This is a genomic window from Streptomyces sp. NPDC040410 (assembly GCF_055595715.1).
In genome coordinates this window covers 121,158-146,321 of the sequence record NZ_JBVIVK010000005.1, presented here as the reverse complement: position 1 = coordinate 146,321, position 25,164 = coordinate 121,158, and the positions used below count along the sequence as shown (strand labels likewise).

The window sequence follows — 25,164 nt, the reverse complement described above, 5'->3', positions numbered from 1 at the left end:
TCCAGGAGGAGAGATGTTCCAGGGCACCATCCCGGCCCCTATGCGCTCGATCGTGCGTGAGACAGCCAGCCTGTGGCCGCGCGGCCCGGTGTACGTCCCGTGCTGCGGGAACTTCACCATCGAACGGTCGCTGGCTGGCCTGGGCTTCGGCCTCCACTCCTCCGACGTGTCCATCTACACCAGCGCGGTGGGCCGGTGGCTCACCAGGCAGCCGGTCGGCATCCAGCTCCGCGAAGAGAGCGCGGGCGAACTCGGCTGGCTCGCGGACTCCTTGGACGACGGTGTCGGCACCGTGGCCACGCTCATGCTCGGCACGCGGTTCCTCGCCAGCGTCGGGCGCGAAGGGCTGTGGCACGAACGGGTGGTGCGCTCCTACCGAGAGCAGTGGAAGGCCAAGCACGCCGAGACCGTAGAGCGGTTGTCCGGCTCGGACGTCGAATTGGCCTCGTACGAGGTGGAGGACGTGCGCTCCTGGCTCCAGAAGATCCCTGGCGACGCTCCCGTGTGCTCCTTCCCTCCCTTCTACGGCGGCGGCTACGAGAAGCTGTACGAGCCTTTGGACGCCCACTTCACCTGGGACGCGCCCCAGTACGAGCCGCTGTCCGACGACGACGTGGTCAGCGTGCTCGGCGCGATCACCGACCGGCCGTACTGGCTGACGGCCTCGAACCACAGCGTGCCCGAGCTGCACCGGTATCTGCGTGGCGTGATCAAGGCGACGCCGCGCGCCGCTCCCTTCTACGTGTACGCCAGCGAGGCCCGGACGCGGATCGTCGCCCCGCGTCAGCCGATCGACCCGGTGAAGATCCCGCGCCTGCGCGAGGGCGAGGAGTTGGTCGGACCGCTCACGCTCTCGCTGCTCAAGCCCGGCCAGTTCAACGCGCTGCGCTCCCGGTACCTCAACCCGAGGATCGCTCCGGGCGCGGCGAACCTGGCGGTCGCAGTGAGGGACGGCGGCGGTCGGCTGCTGGGCGTCTTCGCGATGGCTCCGAGCACGTTCACCCCGGACGAGGCGTACGTGCTCTCGGACTTCGCAGTCGCGCCGACCGACTATCCGCGCTTGTCGAAGCTGATCGTGCTGGCGGCCACGAGCGCCGAGACACAGCTGCTGTGCCAGCGGTCGTTCTCGCGGCGCATCCGGCGCGTGGCGACAACGGCGTTCAGCAACAACCCGGTGTCGATGAAGTACCGCGGGCTGCTGCGCCTGAACAAGCGCAGCCCGTCGAACGAGGACGGCTGGAAGTTCCAGCTCCAGTACCAGGGGGCGATGGGCCAGCACTCGCTGGCCGAGGCCCTTCAGATGTGGGCGAAGCGGTGGGGCGCCCCGACGACGAAGACGGGAGTCTGATCATGGAGGAGTCCACTCGCCTCGCCCCGCCGCAGATGGTGCAGGGTGACCCGCGCACGCTGACCCTGCTCGACCACAACGCGAGGTTCCTGCCGCACGAGCAGTTCCGGCAGCTCGTGGCGAACATCGAGCGGGACGGGCACCTGACCTCGACGCCGCTGGTGTGGAACGACCGTGAAGGCGGGCGGTTGGTCGTCCTGTCCGGCAACCACCGCACGCTCGCTGCGGTCGAGGCCGGCCTGTCCACGATCTGGTGGATGCAGATAGACGAGCCGCTGCCCCGGCAGCGCCAGATCGCGCTTCAACTTTCGCACAACGCCATCGCGGGGCAGGACGATCCGGCGATCCTCAAGGAGCTGTACGACGAGCTGGAGTCGGTGGAGTGGCGGCAGTACACGGGCCTGGACGACAAGGCCCTTGACCTGCTGGAGAAGGTAGACGTGGCCTCCCTGGGCGAGGCGAACCTCGACTTCGCCAGCGTGCAGTTCATGTTCCTGCCCGCCGAGCTGGAGAGCGCAGAGGCGGCGTTCGACGCGGCCCGCTCCACGGCGACGGCGGACCAGCGGTGGGTGGCCGGATTGGAGCAGTACGAGCCGGTACTCGACGCGCTGGAGACCTCCCGGGCCGCGTACAAGATCGGCAATTCCGCGACGGCGCTCGGCGTGATCCTCGCGGTGTTCGAGAGGCATCTGTCGGAGTTGGCCGAGGGCTGGTTCGACAGAGCTACCGGGGAGCCGACCCGGGCGGGGACGGCGCCGCTGGAGACGGTGTTCGGCGTGCGGGATCTGCCGGTGGAGACAGCGGCCGTCGTACGGGCGGCGATCGACCGGATGGTGCAGGACGGCACTGTGTCGGCGGACGAGCCGTGGCGCGCGCTGGAAGTCCTGGCCGCACAGAGCAACTAGAGGCCGTCGGCCAGGAGGTGAGCGGTGGCTGAGGGCACCGTGGAGTCCTGGGAGCGGCAGAGCGGGGAGTCGGTCCAGGCGTTCGAGGGCTTCGCTGTGTACCGCGATCTCGGCCCGGTGCGGAGTGTCACGAAGGTGGCACGGGAGTTGGATAAATCCCGCACGCTGGTGGGCCGGTGGTCGCGGCAGTTCGCATGGGTGATGCGGGCGACGGCGTACGACAGGGAGCAGGACCGGCTGTTCCTCGCGGAGCAGGCGATGGCGCGGCGTGAAATCGCCCGCAGGCACGCGAAGTTGGCACAGGCGGTGCAGAGCAAGGCCGTCGCCCGGTTGCAGACGCTCGACCCGCGGGAGCTGTCGCCGTCGGAGCTGCTGCGGTACGTCCAGGTCGCGGCGGAGATCGAGCGGCGCGCCGTGGGCGAGGCACCGGTTGCCGGGGCGGTCGAGGACCGGGACCAGGGCGCGGACGTGGCGACGCTGTCGGACGAGGAGCGCCGGGCCCGGATGGACCAGCTGCGCCGGGAGTTGGAGCGGCGACTGTCGGAGGGCGAGCAGTGAGCCGGGGCCGGGCCAAGCGCGGCTTGGTCGAGGGATTCGCGGACCCGTCGGTGATGAGCGAGGAGCAGCTTCGGGCCGAGGTCGCGGCGCTGGTGCGGGCTGATGAGCTGTCGGCGCGGCGGTGGGCGTGCGAGGTCCCGGACTGCGACGGGCTGCCTCACGCGGGGTGGCTGCATCACCATGCCCGTGCGGCGCAGCGGCGGCCGTTGTGGCTGTGGACGGTGTGGATGCTGCTCACCGGCCGTGGCTGGGGGAAGTCGCGGACGGCGGCGGAGGCGGTACGGGATTGGGCGCGGACACCGGGGCAGCAGATCGCGGTGGTGGCGAAGAACGCGACGCTCGTGCGGGACATCTGCTTCGAGTCCCCGAAGTCTGGGCTGTTGTCGGTGTTCCCGCCGGAGGAGATCGCGAAGTACACCTCGTCGCTGGGCGAGACGACGCTGCGGCTGAAGAACGGCACGCTGATCCGTGGCTTCGGTGCGGAGACGCCGGACAACCTACGCGGCTGGGCGTTCGACAAGGCGTGGGCGGATGAGTACGCGGCCTGGTCGCGGCACACGGCGCAAGAGGTCTACGACATGCTGTGGTTCTGCCTGCGTGAGGCGGACACCCCGCAGGTCGTGATCTCCACGACGCCGAAGCCGCTCCCGCACGTCAAGAGGCTGGTGGAGCGTGGCCGGGCGCAGGAGAAGGCGCACCGGGAGGGTGGGGCTCCGCCTCGGGTGGTGCTGACCCGCGGGCACATGCGGGAGAACGACGCGAACCTGAGTATGGCGGCGCGGGAGGAACTGGAGGAGGAGTACGCCGGCACCAGGTTGGGTCGGCAGGAGCTGTCGGGCGAGCTACTCGAGGACGTGGAGGGCGCTCTGTGGCAGGGCTGGATGCTGGAGGTCGAGGGCTTTCGGTGGAGGCCCGAGCATCTGCCGGACCTTCAGCGGGTCGTGGTGGCTGTGGACCCGGCGACCAAGAGCCACGAGAACGCGGACATGACGGCGTTCACGGTGGCGGGGCGCGGCTTTCCGGTGGAGTCGATGTTCGGGGACGACCGGCCCCGCGGGTATCTGCTGCACGCGGAGCAGGACCGGTACACACCGACGGCGGCGATGAAGCGGGCCGCTGCGCTGTATCACGAGCATCGCGCGGACTGCGTGGTCATCGAGGCGAACAACGGCGGTGACTATCTGCCTGCGCTGCTGGAGCAAGTGGACCCGACGGTGAACTGGCGGATCGTTCATGCGACGCGAGGGAAGCGGGCGCGGGCTGCCCCGGCGGCCCAGCTGTACGAGCAGGCGCGGGTGCATCACGTCGGGGCGGCGCGGTTGTTCGCGGAGTTGGAGGAGCAGATGACGACGTTCGTGGGTCAGGGAGAGACGGAGGACTCGCCGGACCTGCTGGACTCAGCGGTGTGGGCGCTGTGGGATCTGTTCCTTGATCCGACGATGCCGCCACCGCGGAGTCCAGCAGATCATCGACTCGACAACCGACGCTGAGGAGCGTGGTGGTACACGGCGGACGGTGCACCCATCAGCTACTTCCTTGATGGTGGGCATTCCAGTACGCGCAGAGCTCCTGCCAGTGGAAACGAGCCCTGGTGAAGGAGGCCCATTTTGGGTTCGGGAGGTTATCGCCAAGGTCTTCGAGAGCGATTCGTACGGCGATGTCCACCCATCGGGGCGAGTACCAGTCACCGATGGCATCGCGCAGCTCGTTCTTGTTCTTTGGTACGGACTTCAGCCACGCGTCGGCAGCGTGTATCTGGGCTGCGGTGAGTGCGCGGCTGAGCAGGATGGGAACTACGTCACGGACGTAGGCTTCGCACTTCTTCTGGAAGTCCGTGGACAGTCCGATAGATGATTCTTGGTTGCGCCGTAGCTCGATGCGATGTTGGAGGGCTCCCGGCGTGTGGTAGCCGAAGCCGAGAGTTCGAGGAGCCGGAGAGTCGACTCCATCGTCGGGCTCTAGAGTCATGGTGATCTGCAGGTGCGGCGGCACGTTCGCCGGATCTTGCAAGCGGGACAGGGCTTGCTGCGCTTGTTCTTCAGTGAGTGGTCCGACTTTTTGCCACAAGGTGTCGGACGCTAGTGGGACCGAGGTGATCTCGGTCCAGTAGATGAATCGTCGCGTCAACAGGGCATGCACGGCGGCCAAGCGGTGTATGAACTCGTCTTCTGTGATTCCGAGGTAAGGAAAATCGTCGGTGAACCGACTCAGGTTCATCGTGCCCGTTTGGGCGTAGGCGCGATGGAGATCGCCTGCTAAAGACTGAAAACCGCGTCCCTTGGGGAGACGTAGAGCACACTCAAGCGATCCGATTCGGCTGTTGCACCTCTGGCACAACGCGCCGCGCACGACATCGGTCTCATGGTCATGGTCGATGGAGCGGGCAACGTGGCCACAGATCGCGCAGTTCGGATGCCAAGACCGGTACTTCTCCTTCTCCTTGTCGGACATCTGGCTGTAGAGCAGCTTCACGTGACGCTCCGTTCGCTGGCGCAGGCGGGCGAGGCACTGGGAGTTGAGCATCGTATGTGTGGGCACTGACACTCCCTGCTGGGTGTGGCCTGTGAGGTACTCGTAATGACCACCGGAGTCCTTGAGCGATACGGTTTCTCCGGCGCGGGGCCGACTACCGGAGGGCAAAGTGGGCCTGCGCCAACTCGTGATCGATGCGTGGTCGTGGCTGAACTACAAGCCAGTGATGGCGGATGCCGGCCGTCCGGGCAGTCGCGCGTTTCCGGAGCTGGCCAAGACGTGGGTGCCGCCGCACGAGTTGCGGCGCCTGGCCGCGTACAAGGTGTTGGCCAGCTACGACTCCAACCAGGCGGGGCAGCTCGCGGCGGCCGGTGGGGATGCGGGCGCGCTGGAGCGCCGGGAGCTGGGTGACGCGGCGAACCTGGTGGACACCGCGCTCGGCTACCTCCTCGGCTCGGAGCAGAAGGTCGCCGTCGAGGGGGCGGAGCACGCTGATGAGGCGACGTCGACGCCGGGTGCGGCGGAGGCCGCCGCGGTGCAGGACCGACTCAGGAAGTGGGCGGACAAGGAGCTGCTGACGTTCCGGGTCCAGCAGGCGGAGCGGGCGGCGGTGCTGCTCGGGGACAGCGTGTTGGCGCTGGCGTGGAACCCGGAGAAGCAGCGGCCGACGCTGCGCGCCTACGATCCGGGGTTCTTCTTCCCGCAGTGGGACGACGAGGACGATGACTTCCCCACGCGGGTGCATCTGGCGTGGGAGCTGCCAGCGGACGATGACGCCGGGCTGAAGGCCCGGGTGCGGCGGGTGACGTACGAGCTGGGGCCGATATCCGAGGGCGGCGAGGAGAGCACGGACGGCGGAGGTGCGTCGGGGCGCACGTATCCGTGGGAGCCGGGCCGCACATCCAACGTGACGTGCTACCTCACCGATGCGGAATGGCTGCTGGACGACCTGAAGAACGGGGAGACGCTGGACCGTCTGCCCATGGGAAAGGCGAGCTTCCGAGTAAGGCCGGACGGCACGGAGCTGAACCGGCTGGACTTGATGATCGACTTTGTTCCGGTGGTGCACATCGCGAACACGATCCCGGACGGTGGGGAGCACTGGGGCCGGTCGGTGCTCGCACGGGTTCTGCAGGCACTGGATGAGCTCGCAGCCACGGACTCGGACAGCTCAGCGGCGTCCGCGACGACGGGTACGCCGATCATCGGGCTTGCGGGTGCGCGGCTGCCGGTGGACCGTGCGACGGGCAGGCCGCAAGAGCTTGAGGTGAAGGCCGGTGCGGTGTGGCAACTCGGCGAGACGGGGCGGATGGATGCGCTGGACACGTCGCCGCAGCTGGCTGAGCTGAGGGCGCGGGTGGATCACCTGCTGGAGCGGATCGCGGCGAACTCGCGGGTGACGGCGGCCGGGCTGGGGACGCTGGACGCCACGGAGGTGCCGTCCGGGTACGCGCTTAAGTTGGCGTTGGGGCCGCTGGACGCCCTGATCGGGATGATGCGGCTCGCGCGGGAGCACAAGTACCGGCTGCTGTTCAAGATGGTGCAGCGGCTGTACCAGGCCGGGCGGGCGGCGGGCTGGACGGCCGGGGAGACGCTGCCGGCGCGGCTGGCGTGGGCGCCGCACACGCCGACCGACCGGGGCGCGGTGCTGGAGGAGGTCGTCAAGGCGTACGGGGCTGGGGTGTTGTCGCTGGAGACGGCGGTGATGATGCTGCTGGAGGCCGGTTATCCGATCAAGGATGCGTCGCAGGAGGTCGAGCGGATCCGGGCGAAGGCGGAGCAGGAGGCGGCCGTGCGGATGGCGGAGGCCGCCGCGCGGCGCGGTCCGGATGAGGACGGTGAGGACCAGGAGGAGAGCGACGAGCCGGGTTCGGCCGGTGGACGCGCGACGGCGGAGAAGGGCAGCGAGCGGGAGCCGGTGCCCGCGGGCCGGTGACCTGGATGGTGGGGACGGTCGGCCGTTTCCTGCTTGTGTCCGGGCGGGTGGCTACACTGATCGGCAGCGCGGGGGCGCGCTCTGGAGGAGATGCATGGTCCGGCCCCTGCCGCCTCGCCGTCCTGTCGGCTTCCGCCGTGACGGGCGGCCGATCTATCCGATTCTCGGTGCCTCTTCGGAGGATGAGACGAATGACCAGCTGGACGAGGGCGCCGACGCGGGTAGCTCAGATCAGCAGGTCACTGTGACCCAGGACCGTCTGGGGAAGTTGCTGACGCGGGAGAAGGCCCAGGGTGAACGGGCCGCGATCAAGCGCCTGTTGTCCTCGCTCGGGTTCGACACCCCGAAGGCTCTGTCCGAGTTCGTGTCCACGCAGCGGGAGGCCGAGCAGGCCGCGCTGTCGGAGGTGGAACGCCGCGAACAGGCGGCGCAGGAACGGGAGTTGCAGGCTGCGCGCCGGGAGGAGCTGGCCGCCGAGCGGGAGCGGGCCGCGCTTCGCCGGGCCGCGCTGGTTGCGCTCGGCGCGGAGGGCGATGACCTGGTGGACGCGGAGCGTCTGCTGACCGTGGAGGACGAGGACGCCGACGAGGCGCACATCCAGTCGGCGGCCGAGGCCCTGCGCGCCAGGCGCCCCGAGCTGTTCGGGGAGATCCGCAAGGAAGTGCCGCCGGCGGCGCCTGGGGGCGCACCGGCCGGGCGCGGGCCCACGCGTACGAATCCGGTGTCGAAGCCGGGTTCGGCCGGACTGGAGATGGCCAAGCGGCGGGGGCTGATCCCCGAGTTCCGTGAGGCACCGGCCCAGTAGTCCGGGCTCAATTCTTGGGGACCACGCCCCTTCGACTTCGTGGACGACATCGCCTCCGTGGGCGGTGTGCGGATTCAGACCGCAGCGTCCATGGAGACACGCACATGAGCATCCAGCCCGTATCCAAGTCCGAGTACACGACCGCCAACCGCGAGTGGCTGGCGTCCCTGCACGGCACCGATTCCGTCGACACGATCACCCTCGACCTGAACCTGTTCTGCGAGGGCACGCACTACGTGTGCGGGGATGGGTGCGAGCCGTACGGCCGGGTGCTGTCTGGTGTACCGGTCGGCCGCGTCGCGGAGTCCGGCCTGTACGGGCCGTACGACCCGGAGGCGCACTGCGGCCGTCAGATCCTGCGCGGCTTTGTGATCGCGGAGGCGCCGTTCGCGCCGGGGCAGACGCGGGTTCCGGCCGCGCTGCTGTGGCACGGTGCGGTGCGCGCGTCGAAGGTGCCGGGCGGCATCGATGTGTCCGAGCTGGTGTGGCACCCGCGTGCCGCGCAGATCCGTTTCGTCTGAGCGGCGGTCTGAGCTGTGACGATTCAGGACTTGCTCAAGGACGTCTCGGTGATGGACCTGACGACGTTCGCCAGGGCCATCCCGTCCCCGAAGGACTTCCTTCTCACCCAGTCGATCTTCCCGAACGTGGAGATGCGGGAGGTGAAGTGGCGTACGAAGGACTCCGGCCGGTACGTCAACGTCGCGAAGTACCGCGCGTTCAACGCGAGCGTGCCGTTCGCGACGCGTGAGGCGTGGCAGACGTCCCGCGAGGGTGCGCTGCCCGCGCTGGGTCAGAAGCTCGTCGTCTCCGAACAGGAGCAGATCCTGCTGGAGGCGTCGCACGGTTCGGATCAGGACCGGCTGATCGAGCTGCTGTATGACGATGTGGAACGCCACGTCGAGGCGATCCGGTCCCGGCTGGAGCTGGCGGCCGGCGATGTCCTCGTGGACGGCCGGTTCACGCTGGAGCAGGAGAACGGCCTGACGCTGGAGGTGGACTGGAATGTGCCCGCCGAGAACATGCCGGTCGCGTCCCGACAGTGGTCGGACCCGGCCTCCGACCCGATCGCGGACGAGCTGCGGTGGATCCAGCACCTGGACGACATCGGCGCCCCGGAACCCGAGCTGGTGATCACCAGCCGCAAGGCGTTCAGCTACCTGGCGGCGAACAATGCCTACAGGGCGGCGTACTACGGCAGCGTGAACCCGTCGACCACGCCGACGGCGACGCTCACCCCGCAGCAGATCAACGTGGTGCGCGGAAACTACTCGCTGCCCCCGATCCAGTTCTACAAGGCCCAGGTGAGGGTCGACGGCAAGCCCCGGAAGGTGCTGCCGGAGGACCGGTGGATTCTGGTGCCGCCGGAGCGGGAGAAGTGGGCGCAAACCATGTACGGGGTGACGGCGGAGGGCCTGGTGCTGTCGCGCGGGTCGAACCCGGAGATCGTCCGGGAGGACGCTCCCGGCCTGATCATCACCCGCGGTGTGCAGGATGATCCGGTGCAGATCTGGACCAAGGGTGCCGGGGTCGCGATGCCAGTCATGCACACCCCGGACGCGCACATCGTGGCGAAGGTCCTGTGATGGCGGGCCGCGGGCGGCTGAAGGCCGCGGTGTACGTGCAGGACCCGACCACGAGGGAGGAACTGGTCCTGCTGCCGGGTGAATGTCCGGAACCGGAGGTGGCCGTCCTGATCACCAATCCGGACGCGTGGGACGTCCCGCCGGACGACTGCAAGGAGCAGGATGAGGTGGTCTCGGTGAAGGGGCCGGAGCCGACCGAGAACAAGGACGACGGCCAGGAGGACGACGCCGGCGCGAGCGGGACGAAGAAGCCGCAGACTCGGCGCTCCCGCTCGTCTGGGTCGTAGGATGATGCTCGTACGGCTCGTCACCAGCATCCCCCGTCTGGTGACGGGCCGTACCTCGTTCGATGGAGGGGCAGCCCCCTGTGGATGAATTTCAGAGATCGTGGCTGCTTGCGCAGCTCGGCCCGGACGCTGACCCGGCAGACTTGGAGCGTCGGTACTTCCGGTTGCGGTCGGTGCGCGCGGTTGCCCTCGAGGTGTTGGGCGAGCGGCGGGCCAAACTCCTCGCGGACCCGTTGAAGGTCACCGTCGACGGCGTGGTGACGATGGACCTCCAGGAGAACTTGCGGGGTATCGAGCGACAGATCGAGCAGGTGCGCCAAGCCCCCGCCCCGGGCGACCCAGGCGATGAGGACGATGCAGCGGAGCCGGTGATGGCGGTGACGTGGCTGACGCCCGCGCGCCAGTACCGGTAATGGCCCTTGAAGCACGAGTCGCATATCCGGGCTCGCCGAGCATGATTCTCCGCATGACGATTGCAGATTGTGCGAAGGTGAAACTCGGAGTCGTATTAACGGCGAGCTGGTGAGATGTGGATCATTAAATCTCACACATTGAGCAAAGCTCAAAATGATGTTGAGGAATACGGGTGACGATCGGGCGGAAAGAAAAGCGCGTTGCCGCGGAATTGTAATTCCGTGGCGCATTGGTATATACTCTGACCTGATTCGCTCCCATGTAAAACGCGTCCACGGTGCCCGAGGTTGAAAATGACAGATTCCCGCACAATCACGCCTCCTCTTCAGGGGAAGACGGCCGAGGTCTATGAGGGTGACGCCTATGACCTCATGGAGAAAATCCCAGCGGAATCTGTCGACCTGATCATTACTTCACCCCCTTACTGGGGGCTCCGCACCTATGGCCTCGACCACAACGAGGAAATCCTGCGTGAATGGGAAGCCGAGGGTGGAAGCAAGGAGGAAGCCCCGCCGTACGACTGGTACCGGCTGCATGGCGGTTGCCTGGGATTGGAACCACTTCCGGAGTGGTACGTGAGCCACCTGGTTGAGATCTTCCAGCGCAGTGCCCCGGCGTTGAAGCCGGGCGGTAGCTTGTGGATCAACATTGGGGACACGTACTTTGCCCGCTGGTCAAGCATTCGGATGGACGGCCGGCAGGGGCTTGGCGATAACCCGCGGTTGCGCCGGAAGACTCCCATGGGAGGCTTCCGACAGGAGAAGCAGATGCTGCTGATTCCGGCGCGGTTCGCTATCGCCATGCAGGACAAGCGGTGGATTCTCCGCAACGACCTGATCTGGGAGAAGCGGAACGTGCCGCCGCGTCCGGAGAAGGACCGGCTTCGACTGGCACATGAGCACTTCTTCCACTTCGTGAAGCGACCGAAGGAAGGGCGAGCGAAGTACTACTACGACATGTCTGCGGTGGAGGACGGGGCTCGGGACGTCGTTAGGGTGAATGCCGCGCCGGGTTCGGACGGTCATTCGGCAACTTTCCCTGTGAAGCTGATCGAGCCCCGAATCTTGAGCTCGTGCCCTCCTGATGGCCTTGTGTTGGACCCGTTCTGTGGCACGGGCAGGTCGCTTGCAGTGGCTGTCAAGAATGGCCGCCGCGGGATGGGATTTGAGATCACGTCGAATTTCTCGGCATCCGCGCGAGCGAACGCAACGAACCTGGACTTCGCCACCGAAGCTGCCGACGAGGCAGATCTTCCCTCGCAAAGGGATACCGACCCGCAGTCTCAGCTGTTCTAGTCGGAAACCCCTTGCCGGATCGGCGGCCGTCTGTGTGCCGTGCTACTTTCCGAGTCGTGGCGGACACGGGGCGGGCGGTCGATTCAAGGCCAAGAATGAGGCCACTAGATCGTGAACAGATCCTGCTGATTGGGCGGCGGCGTCCCTTTCTTCTTCCTGACTTTGGCTACGAAGTCGGAGCGAAGGGCGCCGCCCTCTCGGCTTGAGGTCATGGCTTCTAGATAGTTCGGCAGCGTGGTCCGTGTGGATTCAACTAGGTCGAGGCGGAGCTTGCCGTCCGAGTCCAAGTCGCCGCTGTACTCGAATCCGGCAAAAGTAATGTCCCAAGGTGCGCCGTCTTCGACCGGAGCAAAATTGATCCGCGAGCGAAGTTGTTCCAGGATGCTGTGCTGCATGACGACATACAGGGGTACGTCTATTTGCTTGAAGTATTCCCCCTTCACGGCCACCTGAGTCCCTAGGCGCTTGTAGACGTTTCCCGTGTTCACTCCATAGTCAACGGTGTCGCGGCGTCCCTTGCGTTCGGCCTCCGCAGTGAAATATGCGCGCCAGTTCGCGACGTCGTCTGCTTCCCATGCTTCCCAAGCTGGACCGACTCCACCGCCTCGCAGATCGATCGCCTGTGTTTCGATAGCGATGAGGCGAGTTCCGTCAGGGGCGGAAGGGTCATCGGAGAAGGCGACATAGTCGATGTTGAGTCTCGGCTTGCTCGTTGCCATGACTTCGGAAACTAGCGTTGCCTGATCGCTACCGAAGTAATCGGTCACGGCCCACTCGACGGGAGGGCCGTCCAAGCGATGATCGCAGACCGCGTAAGTCTTTTGCTGGCCATTGTTCCAATTGGCGGCATAGGTGACTGAGCAGTATCCAAAATGGTACTGACGGTACTTCTCGCATAGGCCGCCGGCGAAGGGGCACGCCTTCTCGCTCTGTGCCTTGGCGGCTTCAGGCGCCGCGCTGTTGTAGGGGAACCCAAACGCTTCGACGATGGGGAAGACAGTGCCCCGCCCGTTCTGACCGCTACTCTGCACCATCCCGACATCGTATCTGGGGTGGCATGAGTGTCTAACCTTCCTCCCCGTGCAGGGGAGTTGAGGACTGTCCCTATCGACCCCTGGCCCTGACGGCACGGGTCTCGTGCTGGCCATGCCAAGGGCATGGTGACTGAGGAGTTACCAGAGGTGACGGCCTTCGACGTGCCGCGGCGGCTGGGTAGGGTCGTGGTACACCGAGCTGGAGAGGTAGTTGCATGGCCAACGAGATTGTGATCGCGCAGACGACCATCGACGATGAGGACCAGGCGAAGACTCTGGCGCGGGGTGCGGTCGAGAGCAAGTTGGCAGCGGGCGTTCACATCGACGCGCCGATCACCGCCGTCTACTGGTGGAAGAACGAGGTCGAGACGGCGCGGGAGTGGCGTATCTCCTACATGACGACGACAGACCGTCTCCAGCAGTTGGAGGCGTGGCTGTCCGAGAAGCACCCGTACGACGTCCCCCAGTGGATCACGCTGCCTGTGACCGGCGGGTCGGAGGCGTACTTGTCGTGGGTCGTTGAGGAGACAACGCGGGGCTGACGAGCGACGTGCCGCGCGACGGCGTTCGTGTCCTGAGCTTGCCCGTGTACCGAACGAAGGTATCGGTTCAGGATGCGAACTGCCGCAAGTGATGGGCGAGTTCCCGCTCACTGTCGGGGAGCCACGTGGCGATTTTCGCGGCACGTTCCTTGCCCATCGTGTTGGGCTTGGCCTGTGATGCGGCCGTGAACTGGCGTGATACATAGACGCCTTGTTCGACGTCGCCTCCGCGTAGCAGGGCCGAGGCGAGGTCACCGAGCACGACGACGCCGCCACCCGGTAGTTCGTCCCCAAGGCGGTCGACCGCGGTGTCGGCCGTGGCGGTGAGTTCGGATCGCCCCAACTGCCCGTACACGGACAGGGCCAACGAATCCATCCGGTACGGCGTCACGAAGCGGACCCACGCCTGCTCGTTGGTGTGATCCGCGAAGTCGTAGGCGAAGCGTGCTCGATCAAGCGCACGCAGAGCCCCTGTCTCGTCGCCGACCGCGGCGGCTTCCTCCGCGTGCCTTCCGAGGACCCAGGCTGCGGCCGTGGCGTTGCCGTGGCCGCGCACATCCTTGGAGGCTTGGGACAGGAGTTCCAGCTTCCTCTTCGGCGTCGGAGCCCCATAGCTGGCGTAGGTGAGGGCCAAGGCTCTGAGGGGAGGATGCCCGGCTTTCGCCGCGCACTCAGTCGTGACGTCGTAGTAGGCGCCAGCCTTGTCGTTCTCGCCCAGGTCCCAGGCCACCCATCCGGCAAGGGCGGCGGTCTCCCCGGCGGCGATCGTGAGAGCCCGTTCGTGCTCGCCGGCATGAGGCAGGGCTGCGGTGATCGCGTCAAGGTGCGACTCAACGGTGCTCTGCAGGCGGCGGGCACTGAGATTGAGTTCCTGGACGTGCAGGTCAGCAGCTCGCGTGATGAGCGCGACCGCAGCGGGCTTGTCGATGCGGGAGCCCTTGCTGAGCGCGAAGGCGAGCCGCCCCCAGGGCTCGGCAGCCGCGCTTACGCCAATGGCGGCGCTGCCCAGCAGCTTGCGGCGCTTCACGTCGTCCTGGTCCTCCTCTTCACGGACGTTCCCCCTCCTCCGCCGGGCGCGGGCGGCCTTGGCCTCCCGCACTAGTTCTTCGAAGGGGACGCCGCAGGCCACCGCGATGTGGGCGAGTGTGTGGTTCGTAGGAACGTTCTCGAACTTCTCGTAGCGGCTGATTTCCCGGCGGGTCATGGTGTCCCGGCCGGAGACCGCGTTGATCGCGTCTGCCTGCTGCTCTTGCGTCCGGCCTGCGTCCTTCCGGAGCCGGAGGAGTAGTTCGGCGAACGGATCTGTCATGAGTGTGACCTCTGTCGTGGGCGGAATCCAATCATGGCCTCAATTCCCCCCGGGGTTTCCCCCCTTGACAGATTTTTCCCCCTCTGGGTTCCCCTGGTAGACGGCTTCGTAGCGCGGTGTGATGGGTGCATGACCAGGGTCCAAGAGGCGACCCCGCCGGGCGGGGGCACGGACAGAACTGCGGCGGTAGCACGCCGAGGGACGCCGCCCATATCCGGCGTGGACCCGAGATCGAGACGGGATTGGAGAACGCCGATGACCCCCACCACGGCCCTCGCCCCGGTCGCCTCAGCCCCAGATCACACCGCCGCGACTGGCTTCGAAGTTGACTTCCTTCCGGCCGAGTTCCGGGTCGGGCAGATGAGACGGATCACAGCAGCCCAACTGCGTCGCTGGCACCTGACCGCGCTAACCCACGACGCCGCGCTCGTCGTCTCCGAGCTGGTTACCAACGCCGTACGACACGCCGAGGGAACCCCGGTTGGACTGAGGATGTGGCGCGCCGCGCACGAACTTCGCATCGAAGTCACCGACGGATCGCCGACACCGGCGCGTCTGCGTTGCGCGGGCGAGGCAGACGAGAGTGGCCGTGGGCTGTTACTCGTCGCTGCCATCGCGAAGGAGTGGGGCACTAGTCCCGACGGGACCATGACGTGGTGCTCTCTCGCGATCCCCGAAGGGGGATCGTGATGGTTGCAGTGACGGCCGGCGTGGCCGCGCAGTTGCTGACCCGGCGAACCTCCAACGATCACGACACGCTGGGCATGCTCCTTTACTCTCTGCGCCGCTCCCTCGCCGGTGAGGCGATCGACGAGCAGCTGTACGACGACCTGGACGCTGTACTCGACGAGTACGCACAACCCGCCCCGCACGAGATCAGGGTCATCGCGGAGCGGTTCCGGAAGACAACCACCAAGATCGTAGAGGTCGTTCCGTACCTCGTGCGGCCGTACCCGGTCGGGGCGATGCGGCGACTGATCTACCTGAGCGCCGAGCATCCCCACCTCGATGACGCACTGGGCCACCTCCGACGGTTCGCCCTCACCATCCTCGCGATCCTCGACCTGATGGGAGAGAGCGCCTCATGAACGCCCTCCACTTCGGAGTCTCACCATGACCACGAACCCGCAGCGGCCTGACATCGCCCGCGATCTGATCGACCGTGCTGAGAGATCACGGGAGCACCACTCCAGGCTCGCCCGCGGCCTCTTGAGACGGGCCGAGATCGACATGGGACGCCACAACGAACACGTCAACGCCCAGGTGCTCCGGCGGATCGTCGGCGAACACGGATGGCCGGGCAGGAGCCTGGTCGGAGAGGAGGGGGCAAAGTCGGCGTGGCAGATCGCTCTCCACGCTGACCACCTCGCCGACTTCCAGCGTCTGACCCTGCGTCTCATGGCCACCGCTGTAGAACGGGGCGAGGCGACCATCCAGCAGTGGGCACACCTGCACGACCGGTGCAGCATCAACGCCGGCACGGCGCAAACCTACGGCACCCAGTACCGCAGCGGATCCGATGGTGTGGAACCCTTGCCAGTCCGAGAGCCCCAGCACCTTAACGCCCGCCGCGCGAGCGTCGGCCTGCCGCCATTCGCCACCGCTCACGAAGCCTTACGACGACGCCACACCCGCGAACCGGAATCCGGGTCGCCCGACGACACCGAGCACCGCGACGCGGCACTTCCCGTGAAGGCGGCGGCGTGAGGATCGCCACCAGGAGCTCTCAGCGCAAGCCTCTGCCGCGGGGCAGATCACCGCCGGTTGGGTGTTGGTCGAGAGCCGGGCCGACGCTTCCGGCTTCCCTCAGCCGTTGAAAACAGGCCAAGAGGATCGCTGCAGGTCGACGCGATCTTGTGGAGTCAACCCCGTTCGAAATAGCCTTCGTTGCCCTCAAGGGGCGCTTCGATGTTGACGAGTGCCCCTGCCGCGACCCGAGGAGGAAAGATCCGTGACTGTTCTCACGCGAGACCTTCAGGAGACACGCAGCACCACCGTCCGCCCTACAGCCCTGGCCGCTGCGCTGAGGGAAGTCGCAGCGAAGCGAGAGGGTGACCTGATCCGCTTCCGTACGTGCTGCGCGGATCCCCGCGCCAGCAAGTAGCGACGTGAGGTCAGGCTCCGCTGTGCGGGCCTGACCTCGCCTCCGCCCATGCTGCAGTGCCCCTTGCTGGAGGAACAACCTTGACGACCTTTTCACTACTCGATCGGCGAGGGGGAAAGCACTCCCTTATCGCCCAGCCTGGCGACACCGTCGCGACCGTGTTGCTGCGCAACCACATACCCCCGACATCGGTCCTCACCTACAGCGGCCAGGAACGCATCGTCGCCGACGACCACGTCATAGACCCTGAGCAGACGTACGAGGCCCGGCTGATCGAGGGCTATGACTTGGCCGGGATCCGCAGGCTCTTCGAGAGCCGGGACAGCAGCGCCGCATACATCCGGAGGCGTCTTTCGGTCGCTTCCGATGGAGCACTGGCAATGGAGCGAGCGCCGCTGGATCTTCCGTCCGCCGCCGCTCATGTCGACACGATGGTGCGGGAGACCATCAACGAGTTCAAGCTGATGAGGGACGGCGACCGCGTCGTTCTCGGCCTGTCTGGCGGGGTGGACAGTGGGTCTCTCTTGATGTTGCTCGCTGCTCACCGAGACGCAGCGGAACTGGCCGACGTCGAGATCGAAGCCGCGACCTTCCAGGACTTCGACAGTAAATGGTCGGAGACCTTCGACTTCGCCGCGGCTCTGGCTGCCAAGCACGGGGTGCGGCATCGTGTGCTCGAAGCGGGCATGGCTGAGGAGGTCTTTCACCTCAACCGGCCCATGGCGCAGATCCTCATGCTCTTGATGGAGACCGAGGACGCCCACTTCGCCATGTATGCCGACCACCACTCCACCCGCCGCGTCCTGGAGGTCTTCGCTGATCGTGTCGGGGCCCGGAAGATCGCGCTCGGGCTGCACACCACCGACTTGCTCGCCGGGATGATGAACGCCCACACCACCGGCTTCACCATGGGGCAAATCCCTTCCCGCACAGTCGGTCCGTACGAGTACATCCTCCCTCTGGCGTTCACTCCGAAGCGGGAGTTGCACCTGTACTACACGCACCACACCGGCCACGCCCCGAAGCAGACCACGCCCAATCAGTGGGAATTCAACCCCACTGACCGGAACTTCTACTACTACCTCGCCGACCAGCTCCAATGGTCCTGGCCGGGTATCGAGACGTGGATGTTCACCGCCCACGCCCAGCATGCCGCTGCCCATCCCGCGGTCTTCAAGGAGTGCGAGAACTGCGGGGCCTCCGTGAGCCTGCAGACCATGGCCGATGCGCCGTGGGCGGGCGTGTGTGACGTGTGCGCGCTGCTCGACAAGCACGGCTGGATCCGCCACTAAATCGGGAGGGTGACCTTGAGCAGTAACCAGGAAAAGACATCCAGGCGCAGGCTTCCGCTGATCACCGACCACGACTTGGCCCCCCTGAAGGCCGCCGGCGTCGTAGACGGCCACCAAGCGTTCCCCGTCGGCGACCACGAGACACTGTTCTCCAACGAGGAGCTGATCACCCCGCTCCAGCCCTACCCCGGGGCTGTACTGCCGCGCATAGCAGGCCGCACCGCGTACCCGATTCCAGACCGGCCCGGCGAGTACGGAACCTACACAGACTTCCGTAAAGCACCCAAATACATGGCGCAGTGGGTTCACTGGAAGAACCGCGCGAACATGGTTCTCGAAGGCCGCTACCACGAGCTTCCCCCCGCGCACTTCGAGGGCATCTTCACCCTGGTCTGCAACTTCATGTGCCCGCACTGCACCCGCCGCGTCACCCGCACCAAATGGGTCGAAGACGGCACCTGGGAGCACAACACCGAAGTCGAGAAGAAGAACACGATGCACCCCGCCGGCCTCAGGCGGGTCATCGACCAGCTCGCGCTGCACCGCACCGACGACCAGATGGGCATCGTGTGGGGAGGCGGAGACCCGACCGCCAATCCCTACACCTACGACGGGATGATGTACGCCCGGAACCTGGGCATTACCTCCAGCTTCCTCACCAACGGCACCTTCCTCGAGGTAGACCGCTGCCTTGACGCCGACCCGACGCTGATCAGGATCAGCCTCAACTGCGGAACCGAAGAAACGTATCGCAAGTTCCATGGCTATCCCCGCGGATGGGACTACTTCGACCGGGTCAAAGCCAACATGCGCGATCTAGCTCGCCGCAAGCTCGAACGCGGCGCCCGGACTCTGGTCGGCATCTCTCTGATCACCGACGAGCGCAACATGGACGACACAGTCGCCGCCGCGAAGGAGATCCGCGCCGTCGTCGAGGAAGCCGGCCCCGGCATCGACTACGTCATCGCCCGCCCCGTCATGAACTACGAGCACTTCGACGACGATTGGGCTCGCGTCAAGGACGGCACCAAGGAGCGCGCCCGCGACTTGGTCAGCGATGGCGGCGAGGCGTGGAACATCATCAACGACCTCGGCATCCCCCTCGTCCTCATCAAGGACTCTTACGAAACCCCACCGGCCGCCGAAACGTACGAAGGTACGGACTGCCTGGCCTACGGGATGTACGGCGAACTGCGCCACAACGGCGATGTCCAACTGTGCTCCGACTCGTACGGCAACCCCGAGTACACCGTCGGGAACCTCTTCGAGAACACACTCGAAGAAATCTGGAGCTCCGACCGGCGTCGCGAGGTCCTGGACAAGGTCAACGCCAAGAAGTGCTTCCAGACGGCGTGCCCGCACAACTCCCGAGGCCACCACCACAACCGGGTCTTCCATCAGATCGAAAAACTCCGGCAGGCCGGGGAGATCGACCGGGTCCGCCGCTGGATGGACGACCTCAGGGAAGTCACGTACCCCCTCGGACACTCCTTCTTCGTCTGACCCCCGGGCCTGCCCAGCCGCCCACCGGAGGCCCAACCATCATGAACACCACTGGAAGCACGCGCACGCGCACGCGCTGGCCACTGCCCGACCAGGTCGCCACATGGGGCGACCTGGAAGCCTTCCGCGCCTCCCGCGTGGAAAGCGGGCAGTGGGTCTTCTGGGAGGACCGAGCCGACCTGGTCCTCCAAGCCCGCTACGACGACGTCAAACCCCTCCACATCGAACTGTCCCCCACCTACCTGTGCAACTTCGCCTGTCCCTGGTGCAGTTGCCGTAGCGCACGGGAGGACTGGTCAGACGACGATGTCTTCAACCACCCCCGCGCTACCCCCATGACAGTCATGCGGAAGGACAAACTCGACCACGTTCTCACTCACCTCGCCGAAGACCAGGTCGGCATCATGTGGGTCGGCGGTGAACCGACCATGAATCCGCTGATGTACCCCGCCGCTCTCCGCGCCGCCGAACTCGGCCTCCAGCAATGCCTGTTCACCAACGGCAGCCTCCTCCAGCCCAAGCGTATTGCGACCTTGTTCGACGCCCGCTTGGCATTCATCAGGCTCAGCCTCAACGCCGTAACCCCTAAAGTCCACGAGGCCCACCACGACTACGACCCCCGCCGCGGATATTCCAAGCGGGTCATGGACAACCTGCGCGCTCTGGCTGAGACAGGCGCACGCCGACAGGGATCAACCAAGGTCGGGGTGTCGGTGGTCGTCGATGAACGCAACCTCGACGACCTTGAAGCCACAGCCGAGCACCTATGCCGCCTCGCCGAGGAATACGGGCACGGTGCCGTCTCCTATGCGATCTTCCGCCCTGCATTCCCTTTGAACACGGCGCAGATCGACATGCGCCCGGACACCGTCGACCGCTTCCTCAACGCAGTCGGTCCGGACTCTCTGTGGAACCGGCGGATGCGCGAGGTGGGCATCGACGTGGTAGTGCCCGAACAGTCGCTCTCAACCCAGAACGAGACGCCAGCGGACCTTCCCGTCCGCGACGACATGGGATGCCTCTCCGCTGGCTGGTTCGGAGAGATCACCCCGAACGCCGACATGGTTTTGTGCTCAGACCAGTACGGCAACCCCGACTACTTCATCGGGAACGTCGCCACCATCCCTCTCACGGCACTGTGGGCAGGCGAGGGGCGCCGCACAGCCCTCGAACACGCCCGACAGACCTCCTGCTACACCACCTCCTGCCCTCGCAATGGCCGCGGCTACTTCTTCAACCGCATATTCCGGCAGGTCGAGAACCTGCGCACGCAGGGACGCATCCACGAGGTGGCCGCATGGATGGAAGACCTCCGCGCCGTGCTGCCGCGCCCGACCCACAGCTTCTTCCTATGACCGTTGCCCACCCCCCTCTGCGGCGCCTGGGCGTGGGCGGCCCGGCGATACACCCCCTGGTGCTCGGGACTATGAACTTCGGCCCCCACACCCCCGAGCCCGCGGCGCACCGCATCCTCTGCGCAGCCGTAGACCTCGGCATCACCCTCATCGACACTGCCAACGTCTACGGATGGCGGCCCGGTGGAGGTTGGACCGAGGAGATCATCGGCCGCTGGCTGAAGCGCAACCCCCAGGCCCGCGATCAAGTCTTGATCGCCACCAAGGCATACAGGCCCGTGGACGACTGGCCAAACTCCGGCGGCCTGTCGGCTCTAAGCCTCCGCCGTGCCTGCGAACGCTCCCTGCGCAACCTCGGCGTCGACACGATCGACCTGTTCTTTCTCCACCATGTCGACCGGACCACACCCATCCACGAAACTCTCTGCGCCCTGGAAAGCCTCCGGACTCGCGGCCTCATACGCTCCTTCGGCTACTCCAACTTCGCCGGCTGGCACCTGGCGCAAGCCCAAGAGACCGCGCGAACCGCCGGCCTTCCCGGCGGCGTGGCCGAACAGTGCCTCTACAACCCCATGGTCCGCGCCGCCGAACTCGACGTGATCCCCGCCTGCACCGCATACGGCATGGGAACGCTGGCGTGGAGCCCCCTCAACCGCGGTCTCCTCGCCGGACTCACAGGAGCAGGACCCCGCAGGAACGACCCGCGTACTACCGCAACCCACAGGCGCCACGCGAGGGCACTGGAGAGCTTCTGGGACGCCTGCGCGCGTCTCGGCGTCCGGCCCACCCAGGCGGCCCTAGCGTGGGTGCTCAGGCGCGTAACCGGGGCCGTGATCGGTCCGCGCACCGAAGCCCAACTGCGAGACGCTGCCGCCGCTCTCGACCTCATCACCGGCGAAGAACTGTTCAAGACCCTGGACACTGAAATCGACAGCGCATTCCCGCCGCTGTGCCCGACGGAGCCGACTCGTGAACGAACCAACCATTGACGATCTTGTGCTGCTGCGCAGGATCCGGCGGGCAATCCATCGCCACCCTGAAACCGCGCACCGAGAGCATCGCACCGCCGCCTACGTCGAACGTCTCCTCACACGGCTCGGGCTTGCGCCCTTCCGCCCGGCCCCCACCAGCGTCGCCGTGCGCATCGGACCACCCACAGCCGACCTCGTGATCGGCTTTCGCGCGGACCTCGATGCCCTCCCCATCCCAGAAGAAACCAAGGCCCCATACCGCTCACGCATCCCTGGCGTCATGCACGCCTGCGGTCACGACGGACACGCCGCGGCCGTCCTGGCACTCGCCCGTCGGCTTGCCGCCGATCCACCCCGCTCCCACGCCCTACTCCTGGTCTTCCAGCAAGCCGAGGAATCCCACCCCTCGGGCGCACCCCTCGTACTGCAAGGGCTCCCGGCCGACATGCGTCCCCCCTTGTTCTTCGGGCTCCACCTTTGGCCCGAACTGCCGACCGGCGTGATCGGCCTGCGCTCCGGTCCGCTCCTGGCCTCGGTGGCAGGCATCACGATCCGCATCACCGGTAGCCAGGGCCGCTCCCATGGAACACAGGCCGAGGCCGGTGGCGTGGACGCTCTGAACGCCGGGGTACTTCTGTACGGCATGCTGCCCACCACGCCTGCGGGCCGGACACTGGACGAAGACCATCCGTATGCCCTCCACATCGGGAGGCTTGCCGGTGGCGCTCTCCCACACCGCGTGCCGGTCGAGTGTGAGATCCGCGGCACGCTGCGAGCCCTCTCGGAGAGCGCCGAATCCGAAGCCCTCGGCCAGATACAAGCACTGGCAGCGATGGCTGCGGCCCGGACGGGCGCCGCCATCGACGTGAAATTGGAGCAGGACATCCGGCCACCGCTGTGCAACACGGAGTCGGCCGTAGATCTGGTTGCCGAAGCCTGCCGGGCGACAGGAGCCACGTGGCGCCCCTACCCGCCCCAGCCGATCGGGGTCAGTGACGACTTCGGCTGGTATCTGAAAGGCGCCGACGGTGCCATGTTCCTCGCCGGATGCGGTACCGGCCCGTCGCCCGCCGATCTGCACACCTCGCGCTTCGACTTCGACGAACAGGCCCTCCTGCCCATCGTCGACGTCTTCACATGGCTAGCGCACAACCCGCGGAGGGGTAAGCGGTGACACTCCAGGCAAGCCAGCTGAGCCCCGCCCTGGTCGCGGTGGACGCGGATACGGTCGACGGCATCGAGCGCCTGTGGAGCACACTCGGACTCTCCGACACTGCCCTCAAAGACCCGCAAGGACAGAAAACATGGCGGCACCGGCTCTACGCCACGGTCGGCGAGCCGTGGGAACAGGTTGTGCGGCAAGTGCGTGAGGGCCTGGACACCGAGCCGCATGCGGCAGTCATCACCCCGCACCCGCCACGTCAGGCGTCAGTACCGCTGCTCGCCGCCCTGTCAGCCGCCCTGGGCTCCCTCGTCGTCCCCCAGATGATGGGGCAGATGCTGCATGTCCTACGCCGACACGCCCCGGACGGCGCCGATACCCGCTGGCATACCGACGGGGCAGGCTGGGCCCGGCAGAACGACTTCACATGCCTGCTCTGCATCAAGCCCGCACAGGAAGGAGGCGCCACCGAACTCCTCCCCTGGGCGGCACTGCGGTCCGTCCTCGCCCGAGATCCAGACCTCTGGCGCAGGCTATGGGAGACGGATGTTCCGTGGATCCTGGACGACGAAAGCGGCGCTGGTACGGCCTTCACGCCAATCGTCACTCCGGAGGGCTTGCGCTACCTGCGCGAGCACATCGAACCTGCCGCCACAGCATTCCCGCACCTCGCCCACGACCTCCACGACCTGGACGACCGCTTGCACCAAGCACTACGGTCCACCACCGGCCACCTCGCGCTACGCCTCACCGAGGGCCAGGTCCTGGTGTTCGACAACCGGCGCTCTCTGCACCGCCGCGGCCCGCTGCCCGAGGGGAATGCCGGAGAACGGACGCTGGTACGAACGCGCCTCACCGACCCCACCTGGAGCAGGAACCTAAACGACCTCGATTGACGCGGAAGGGCCCCGCCGGCGACCGACGGGGCCCTTCTCACATCTCCTGGGCGTCATCCCAGAGGCTCGAGGATCTTCTTCCCCATGTAGGGAACCAGCACCTCAGGAAGCTCCACCGTGCCATCGGGCCTTTGCCCATGCTCCAGCAGCGCCGCCCACACGCGGGGCGTGACAATCCCGGTTCCGTTCAGCGTGTGCACGGGCGCCGTCTTCCCGTCCGCCGTGCGGTAACGGATGTTCCCCCGACGGGCCTGGAAATCACTGAAGTGACCGACCGACGCGCACTCCAGCCACTTGCCGACACCAGGCGCGTAGACCTCAAGGTCAAAGATCCGCGCGGAGGAGAACGTCAGGTCACCCGTGCACAGGTCCAGGACCCGGTAGGGAAGCCCCAGCATGCGTAGCGGCTTCTCAGCATCAGCCAACAGCGCATCGAACTCCTCCTGGAACGTCTCAGGAGTGCAGATACGCACCAGCTCCACCTTGTGGAACTCGTGCACCCGCTGAAAGCCCCGCGTGTCCTTCCCAGCCGAACCAGCCTCGCGCCGGAAGCTCGCCGTGTGCGTCATGTAACGCTTCGGAAGATCCCCGGGCTCCAGGATCTCGTTCTGGTGCAGACCTGTGAGCGGAACCTCACCGGTGGGCACCAGCCACAGATCGTCCAGCGTGGTGTTGTACGCATCATCGGCGAACTTTGGCAGGTGGCCGGTTCCCTCCATGATCGGACCGCGCACTAGGTGAGGCACGACCGTCTCAAGGTAGGTGTCCCGATGGATGTCCAACCCGAACTGCACCAGAGCCCGCAACAGCCTCGCCCCGTCACCGTACAGGAGCGCAAACCCTGATCCGCTGAGCTTCGCCGCCCGCTCGGGGTCGAATACCTTCAGGTCAGCGGCGATATCCCAGTGCGGCCGGTACTCCTTCCCCTGGAACATCTCCACGGAAGGCCCTTCATGCCGCAGAACGACATTGCTGTCCTCCGTGCTCCCGACCGGAGCCTCCGGAGAGGGCAGGTTCGGCAGGCGCAGCATATGGTGGCGGAACTGCTCCTCCGCCTCCCGGTACTCGGCCTCCTGCTTGCTGATCTGCGCCTTCAGCTCCCCCAGGCGCTTCCGTTCCTCTTCTGCTGCGGGATCGCGCTGGGCGAGGAGCTTCCCGACCTCCTTGGAGCGCCGGTTCATCTCGGCCCGAAGGGTCTCCAGCTCAGAGAGTGCCGACCTGCGGTCCAGGAGGGCAGCATGAGCCTGGTGCACAGCCTCGGGAGACGTTCCCTTCGTCTCCAGAGCCGCTGCGACAGCTTCCACGTCGTGGAGCAACAGATTCGGGTCGATCATCCTGCACCTCTCGAAGGGGGTAATTGGCACCGGCCGCCCCGCATCGAGAGCAGCAT

General features: G+C 66.4%; 25 protein-coding genes. 21 read left to right on the top strand and 4 right to left on the bottom strand.

Annotated features, from left to right (window positions below; all coding sequences use genetic code 11):
- Window positions 1–13: 13 nt before the first annotated feature.
- The 4 genes from ACZ562_RS12935 to ACZ562_RS12920 are packed head-to-tail and all read left to right on the top strand — an operon-like array spanning window position 14 to window position 4,301.
- Complete coding sequence (locus ACZ562_RS12935) at window positions 14–1,348, top strand: putative antirestriction adenine methyltransferase (RefSeq protein ID WP_471177251.1); 1,335 nt, start codon at window positions 14–16, stop codon at window positions 1,346–1,348.
- A gap of 2 nt (window positions 1,349–1,350) precedes the next feature.
- Window positions 1,351–2,253: a ParB N-terminal domain-containing protein gene (locus ACZ562_RS12930; RefSeq protein WP_471177249.1), complete on the top strand. Its 903-nt coding sequence runs from the start codon at window positions 1,351–1,353 to the stop codon at window positions 2,251–2,253.
- 24 nt (window positions 2,254–2,277) lie between these two features.
- Window positions 2,278–2,811: a hypothetical protein gene (locus ACZ562_RS12925; RefSeq protein ID WP_471177246.1), complete on the top strand. Its 534-nt coding sequence runs from the start codon at window positions 2,278–2,280 to the stop codon at window positions 2,809–2,811.
- Window positions 2,808–4,301: a terminase large subunit domain-containing protein gene (locus ACZ562_RS12920; RefSeq protein ID WP_471177244.1), complete on the top strand. Its 1,494-nt coding sequence runs from the start codon at window positions 2,808–2,810 to the stop codon at window positions 4,299–4,301. Before ACZ562_RS12925 ends, ACZ562_RS12920 begins: the two co-directional genes overlap by 4 nt.
- A gap of 34 nt (window positions 4,302–4,335) precedes the next feature.
- Here ACZ562_RS12920 and ACZ562_RS12915 read toward each other — a convergent pair whose 3' ends face one another.
- Window positions 4,336–5,283 (bottom strand): endonuclease domain-containing protein, encoded by a 948-nt coding sequence (locus ACZ562_RS12915; RefSeq protein ID WP_471177242.1) that lies wholly within the window; start codon window positions 5,281–5,283, stop codon window positions 4,336–4,338.
- Window positions 5,284–5,452: 169 nt separating this feature from the next.
- Here ACZ562_RS12915 and ACZ562_RS12910 point away from each other — a divergent pair, with 169 nt between their 5' ends.
- The 7 genes from ACZ562_RS12910 to ACZ562_RS12880 all read left to right on the top strand — a co-directional run bounded on the left by ACZ562_RS12910 (window position 5,453) and on the right by ACZ562_RS12880 (window position 11,606).
- Entirely contained in the window at window positions 5,453–7,219 is a 1,767-nt protein-coding gene (locus ACZ562_RS12910; RefSeq protein ID WP_471177239.1) for a hypothetical protein, read from the top strand.
- 244 nt (window positions 7,220–7,463) lie between these two features.
- Window positions 7,464–8,024 (top strand): hypothetical protein, encoded by a 561-nt coding sequence (locus tag ACZ562_RS12905; protein ID WP_471177237.1) that lies wholly within the window; start codon window positions 7,464–7,466, stop codon window positions 8,022–8,024.
- A 104-nt stretch (window positions 8,025–8,128) separates the two neighbouring features.
- Entirely contained in the window at window positions 8,129–8,545 is a 417-nt protein-coding gene (locus tag ACZ562_RS12900; protein ID WP_215180273.1) for a head decoration protein, read from the top strand.
- Between the two features lie 15 nt (window positions 8,546–8,560).
- Window positions 8,561–9,610 carry a major capsid protein gene (locus ACZ562_RS12895; RefSeq protein ID WP_471177233.1) on the top strand — a complete coding sequence of 350 codons (1,050 nt, stop codon included), beginning with the start codon at window positions 8,561–8,563 and terminating at the stop codon, window positions 9,608–9,610.
- Entirely contained in the window at window positions 9,610–9,897 is a 288-nt protein-coding gene (locus ACZ562_RS12890; protein ID WP_471177230.1) for a hypothetical protein, read from the top strand. Before ACZ562_RS12895 ends, ACZ562_RS12890 begins: the two co-directional genes overlap by 1 nt.
- An 80-nt stretch (window positions 9,898–9,977) precedes the next feature.
- Entirely contained in the window at window positions 9,978–10,310 is a 333-nt protein-coding gene (locus ACZ562_RS12885) for a hypothetical protein (RefSeq protein ID WP_471177227.1), read from the top strand.
- A gap of 294 nt (window positions 10,311–10,604) precedes the next feature.
- Window positions 10,605–11,606: a DNA-methyltransferase gene (locus tag ACZ562_RS12880; protein ID WP_471177225.1), complete on the top strand. Its 1,002-nt coding sequence runs from the start codon at window positions 10,605–10,607 to the stop codon at window positions 11,604–11,606.
- A gap of 104 nt (window positions 11,607–11,710) precedes the next feature.
- Here the strand turns inward: ACZ562_RS12880 and ACZ562_RS12875 are convergent, their stop codons facing one another.
- On the bottom strand, window positions 11,711–12,640 hold the full coding sequence (locus ACZ562_RS12875; RefSeq protein WP_471177222.1) for a hypothetical protein: 930 nt from the start codon (window positions 12,638–12,640) through the stop codon (window positions 11,711–11,713).
- Window positions 12,641–12,855: 215 nt separating this feature from the next.
- On the opposite strand from ACZ562_RS12875, the gene cutA reads away from it, so the two are divergent.
- Window positions 12,856–13,182 (top strand): divalent-cation tolerance protein CutA, encoded by a 327-nt coding sequence (gene cutA / locus ACZ562_RS12870; protein WP_471177219.1) that lies wholly within the window; start codon window positions 12,856–12,858, stop codon window positions 13,180–13,182.
- A gap of 67 nt (window positions 13,183–13,249) precedes the next feature.
- Here the strand turns inward: cutA and ACZ562_RS12865 are convergent, their stop codons facing one another.
- Complete coding sequence (locus ACZ562_RS12865; RefSeq protein WP_471177217.1) at window positions 13,250–14,491, bottom strand: helix-turn-helix transcriptional regulator; 1,242 nt, start codon at window positions 14,489–14,491, stop codon at window positions 13,250–13,252.
- A 255-nt stretch (window positions 14,492–14,746) separates the two neighbouring features.
- On the opposite strand from ACZ562_RS12865, the gene ACZ562_RS12860 reads away from it, so the two are divergent.
- From ACZ562_RS12860 to ACZ562_RS12820, 9 genes are all read left to right on the top strand, one after another.
- A complete protein-coding gene (locus tag ACZ562_RS12860; protein ID WP_471177214.1) occupies window positions 14,747–15,181 on the top strand; it encodes an ATP-binding protein in 435 nt (144 codons plus the stop codon).
- Entirely contained in the window at window positions 15,181–15,579 is a 399-nt protein-coding gene (locus ACZ562_RS12855) for a DUF6415 family natural product biosynthesis protein (protein ID WP_471177211.1), read from the top strand. Before ACZ562_RS12860 ends, ACZ562_RS12855 begins: the two co-directional genes overlap by 1 nt.
- Window positions 15,580–15,604: 25 nt before the next feature.
- Window positions 15,605–16,198, top strand: coding sequence for a DUF6624 domain-containing protein (locus ACZ562_RS12850; protein ID WP_471177208.1), 594 nt, complete (start codon window positions 15,605–15,607; stop codon window positions 16,196–16,198).
- 555 nt (window positions 16,199–16,753) lie between these two features.
- On the top strand, window positions 16,754–17,887 hold the full coding sequence (locus ACZ562_RS12845; RefSeq protein WP_471177205.1) for an asparagine synthase-related protein: 1,134 nt from the start codon (window positions 16,754–16,756) through the stop codon (window positions 17,885–17,887).
- Window positions 17,888–17,902: 15 nt separating this feature from the next.
- A complete protein-coding gene (locus tag ACZ562_RS12840) occupies window positions 17,903–19,390 on the top strand; it encodes a radical SAM protein (RefSeq protein WP_471177202.1) in 1,488 nt (495 codons plus the stop codon).
- Between the two features lie 41 nt (window positions 19,391–19,431).
- The gene (locus ACZ562_RS12835) at window positions 19,432–20,745 is read left to right on the top strand and encodes a radical SAM protein (RefSeq protein ID WP_471177199.1); all 1,314 of its coding nucleotides are present in this window, start codon (window positions 19,432–19,434) and stop codon (window positions 20,743–20,745) included.
- The gene (locus tag ACZ562_RS12830) at window positions 20,742–21,734 is read left to right on the top strand and encodes an aldo/keto reductase (RefSeq protein WP_471177196.1); all 993 of its coding nucleotides are present in this window, start codon (window positions 20,742–20,744) and stop codon (window positions 21,732–21,734) included. The genes ACZ562_RS12835 and ACZ562_RS12830 overlap by 4 nt, the downstream gene beginning before the upstream one ends.
- Window positions 21,715–22,890, top strand: coding sequence for a M20 metallopeptidase family protein (locus ACZ562_RS12825; RefSeq protein ID WP_471177193.1), 1,176 nt, complete (start codon window positions 21,715–21,717; stop codon window positions 22,888–22,890). Before ACZ562_RS12830 ends, ACZ562_RS12825 begins: the two co-directional genes overlap by 20 nt.
- Window positions 22,887–23,774 (top strand): TauD/TfdA family dioxygenase, encoded by an 888-nt coding sequence (locus tag ACZ562_RS12820; RefSeq protein ID WP_471177190.1) that lies wholly within the window; start codon window positions 22,887–22,889, stop codon window positions 23,772–23,774. Before ACZ562_RS12825 ends, ACZ562_RS12820 begins: the two co-directional genes overlap by 4 nt.
- A 53-nt stretch (window positions 23,775–23,827) precedes the next feature.
- On the opposite strand, the gene serS is transcribed toward ACZ562_RS12820, so the two are convergent.
- The gene (serS, locus tag ACZ562_RS12815) at window positions 23,828–25,108 is read right to left on the bottom strand and encodes a serine--tRNA ligase (RefSeq protein WP_471177187.1); all 1,281 of its coding nucleotides are present in this window, start codon (window positions 25,106–25,108) and stop codon (window positions 23,828–23,830) included.
- Between the last annotated feature and the right edge of the window lie 56 nt (window positions 25,109–25,164).

What these genes read in the sequence shown, in the direction of transcription:
- ACZ562_RS12880 (WP_471177225.1), top strand. Translation starts at nt 10,605, where the DNA reads ATGACAGATTCCCGCACAATCACGCCTCCTCTTCAGGGGAAGACGGCC.
- ACZ562_RS12850 (WP_471177208.1), top strand. Translation starts at nt 15,605, where the DNA reads ATGACCACGAACCCGCAGCGGCCTGACATCGCCCGCGATCTGATCGAC.
- ACZ562_RS12835 (WP_471177199.1), top strand. Translation starts at nt 19,432, where the DNA reads ATGAACACCACTGGAAGCACGCGCACGCGCACGCGCTGGCCACTGCCC.
- cutA (WP_471177219.1), top strand. Translation starts at nt 12,856, where the DNA reads ATGGCCAACGAGATTGTGATCGCGCAGACGACCATCGACGATGAGGAC.
- ACZ562_RS12935 (WP_471177251.1), top strand. Translation starts at nt 14, where the DNA reads ATGTTCCAGGGCACCATCCCGGCCCCTATGCGCTCGATCGTGCGTGAG.
- ACZ562_RS12860 (WP_471177214.1), top strand. Translation starts at nt 14,747, where the DNA reads ATGACCCCCACCACGGCCCTCGCCCCGGTCGCCTCAGCCCCAGATCAC.
- ACZ562_RS12830 (WP_471177196.1), top strand. Translation starts at nt 20,742, where the DNA reads ATGACCGTTGCCCACCCCCCTCTGCGGCGCCTGGGCGTGGGCGGCCCG.
- ACZ562_RS12865 (WP_471177217.1), bottom strand. Translation starts at nt 14,491, where the DNA reads ATGACAGATCCGTTCGCCGAACTACTCCTCCGGCTCCGGAAGGACGCA.
- serS (WP_471177187.1), bottom strand. Translation starts at nt 25,108, where the DNA reads ATGATCGACCCGAATCTGTTGCTCCACGACGTGGAAGCTGTCGCAGCG.
- ACZ562_RS12890 (WP_471177230.1), top strand. Translation starts at nt 9,610, where the DNA reads ATGGCGGGCCGCGGGCGGCTGAAGGCCGCGGTGTACGTGCAGGACCCG.
- ACZ562_RS12875 (WP_471177222.1), bottom strand. Translation starts at nt 12,640, where the DNA reads ATGGTGCAGAGTAGCGGTCAGAACGGGCGGGGCACTGTCTTCCCCATC.
- ACZ562_RS12900 (WP_215180273.1), top strand. Translation starts at nt 8,129, where the DNA reads ATGAGCATCCAGCCCGTATCCAAGTCCGAGTACACGACCGCCAACCGC.
- ACZ562_RS12930 (WP_471177249.1), top strand. Translation starts at nt 1,351, where the DNA reads ATGGAGGAGTCCACTCGCCTCGCCCCGCCGCAGATGGTGCAGGGTGAC.
- ACZ562_RS12855 (WP_471177211.1), top strand. Translation starts at nt 15,181, where the DNA reads ATGGTTGCAGTGACGGCCGGCGTGGCCGCGCAGTTGCTGACCCGGCGA.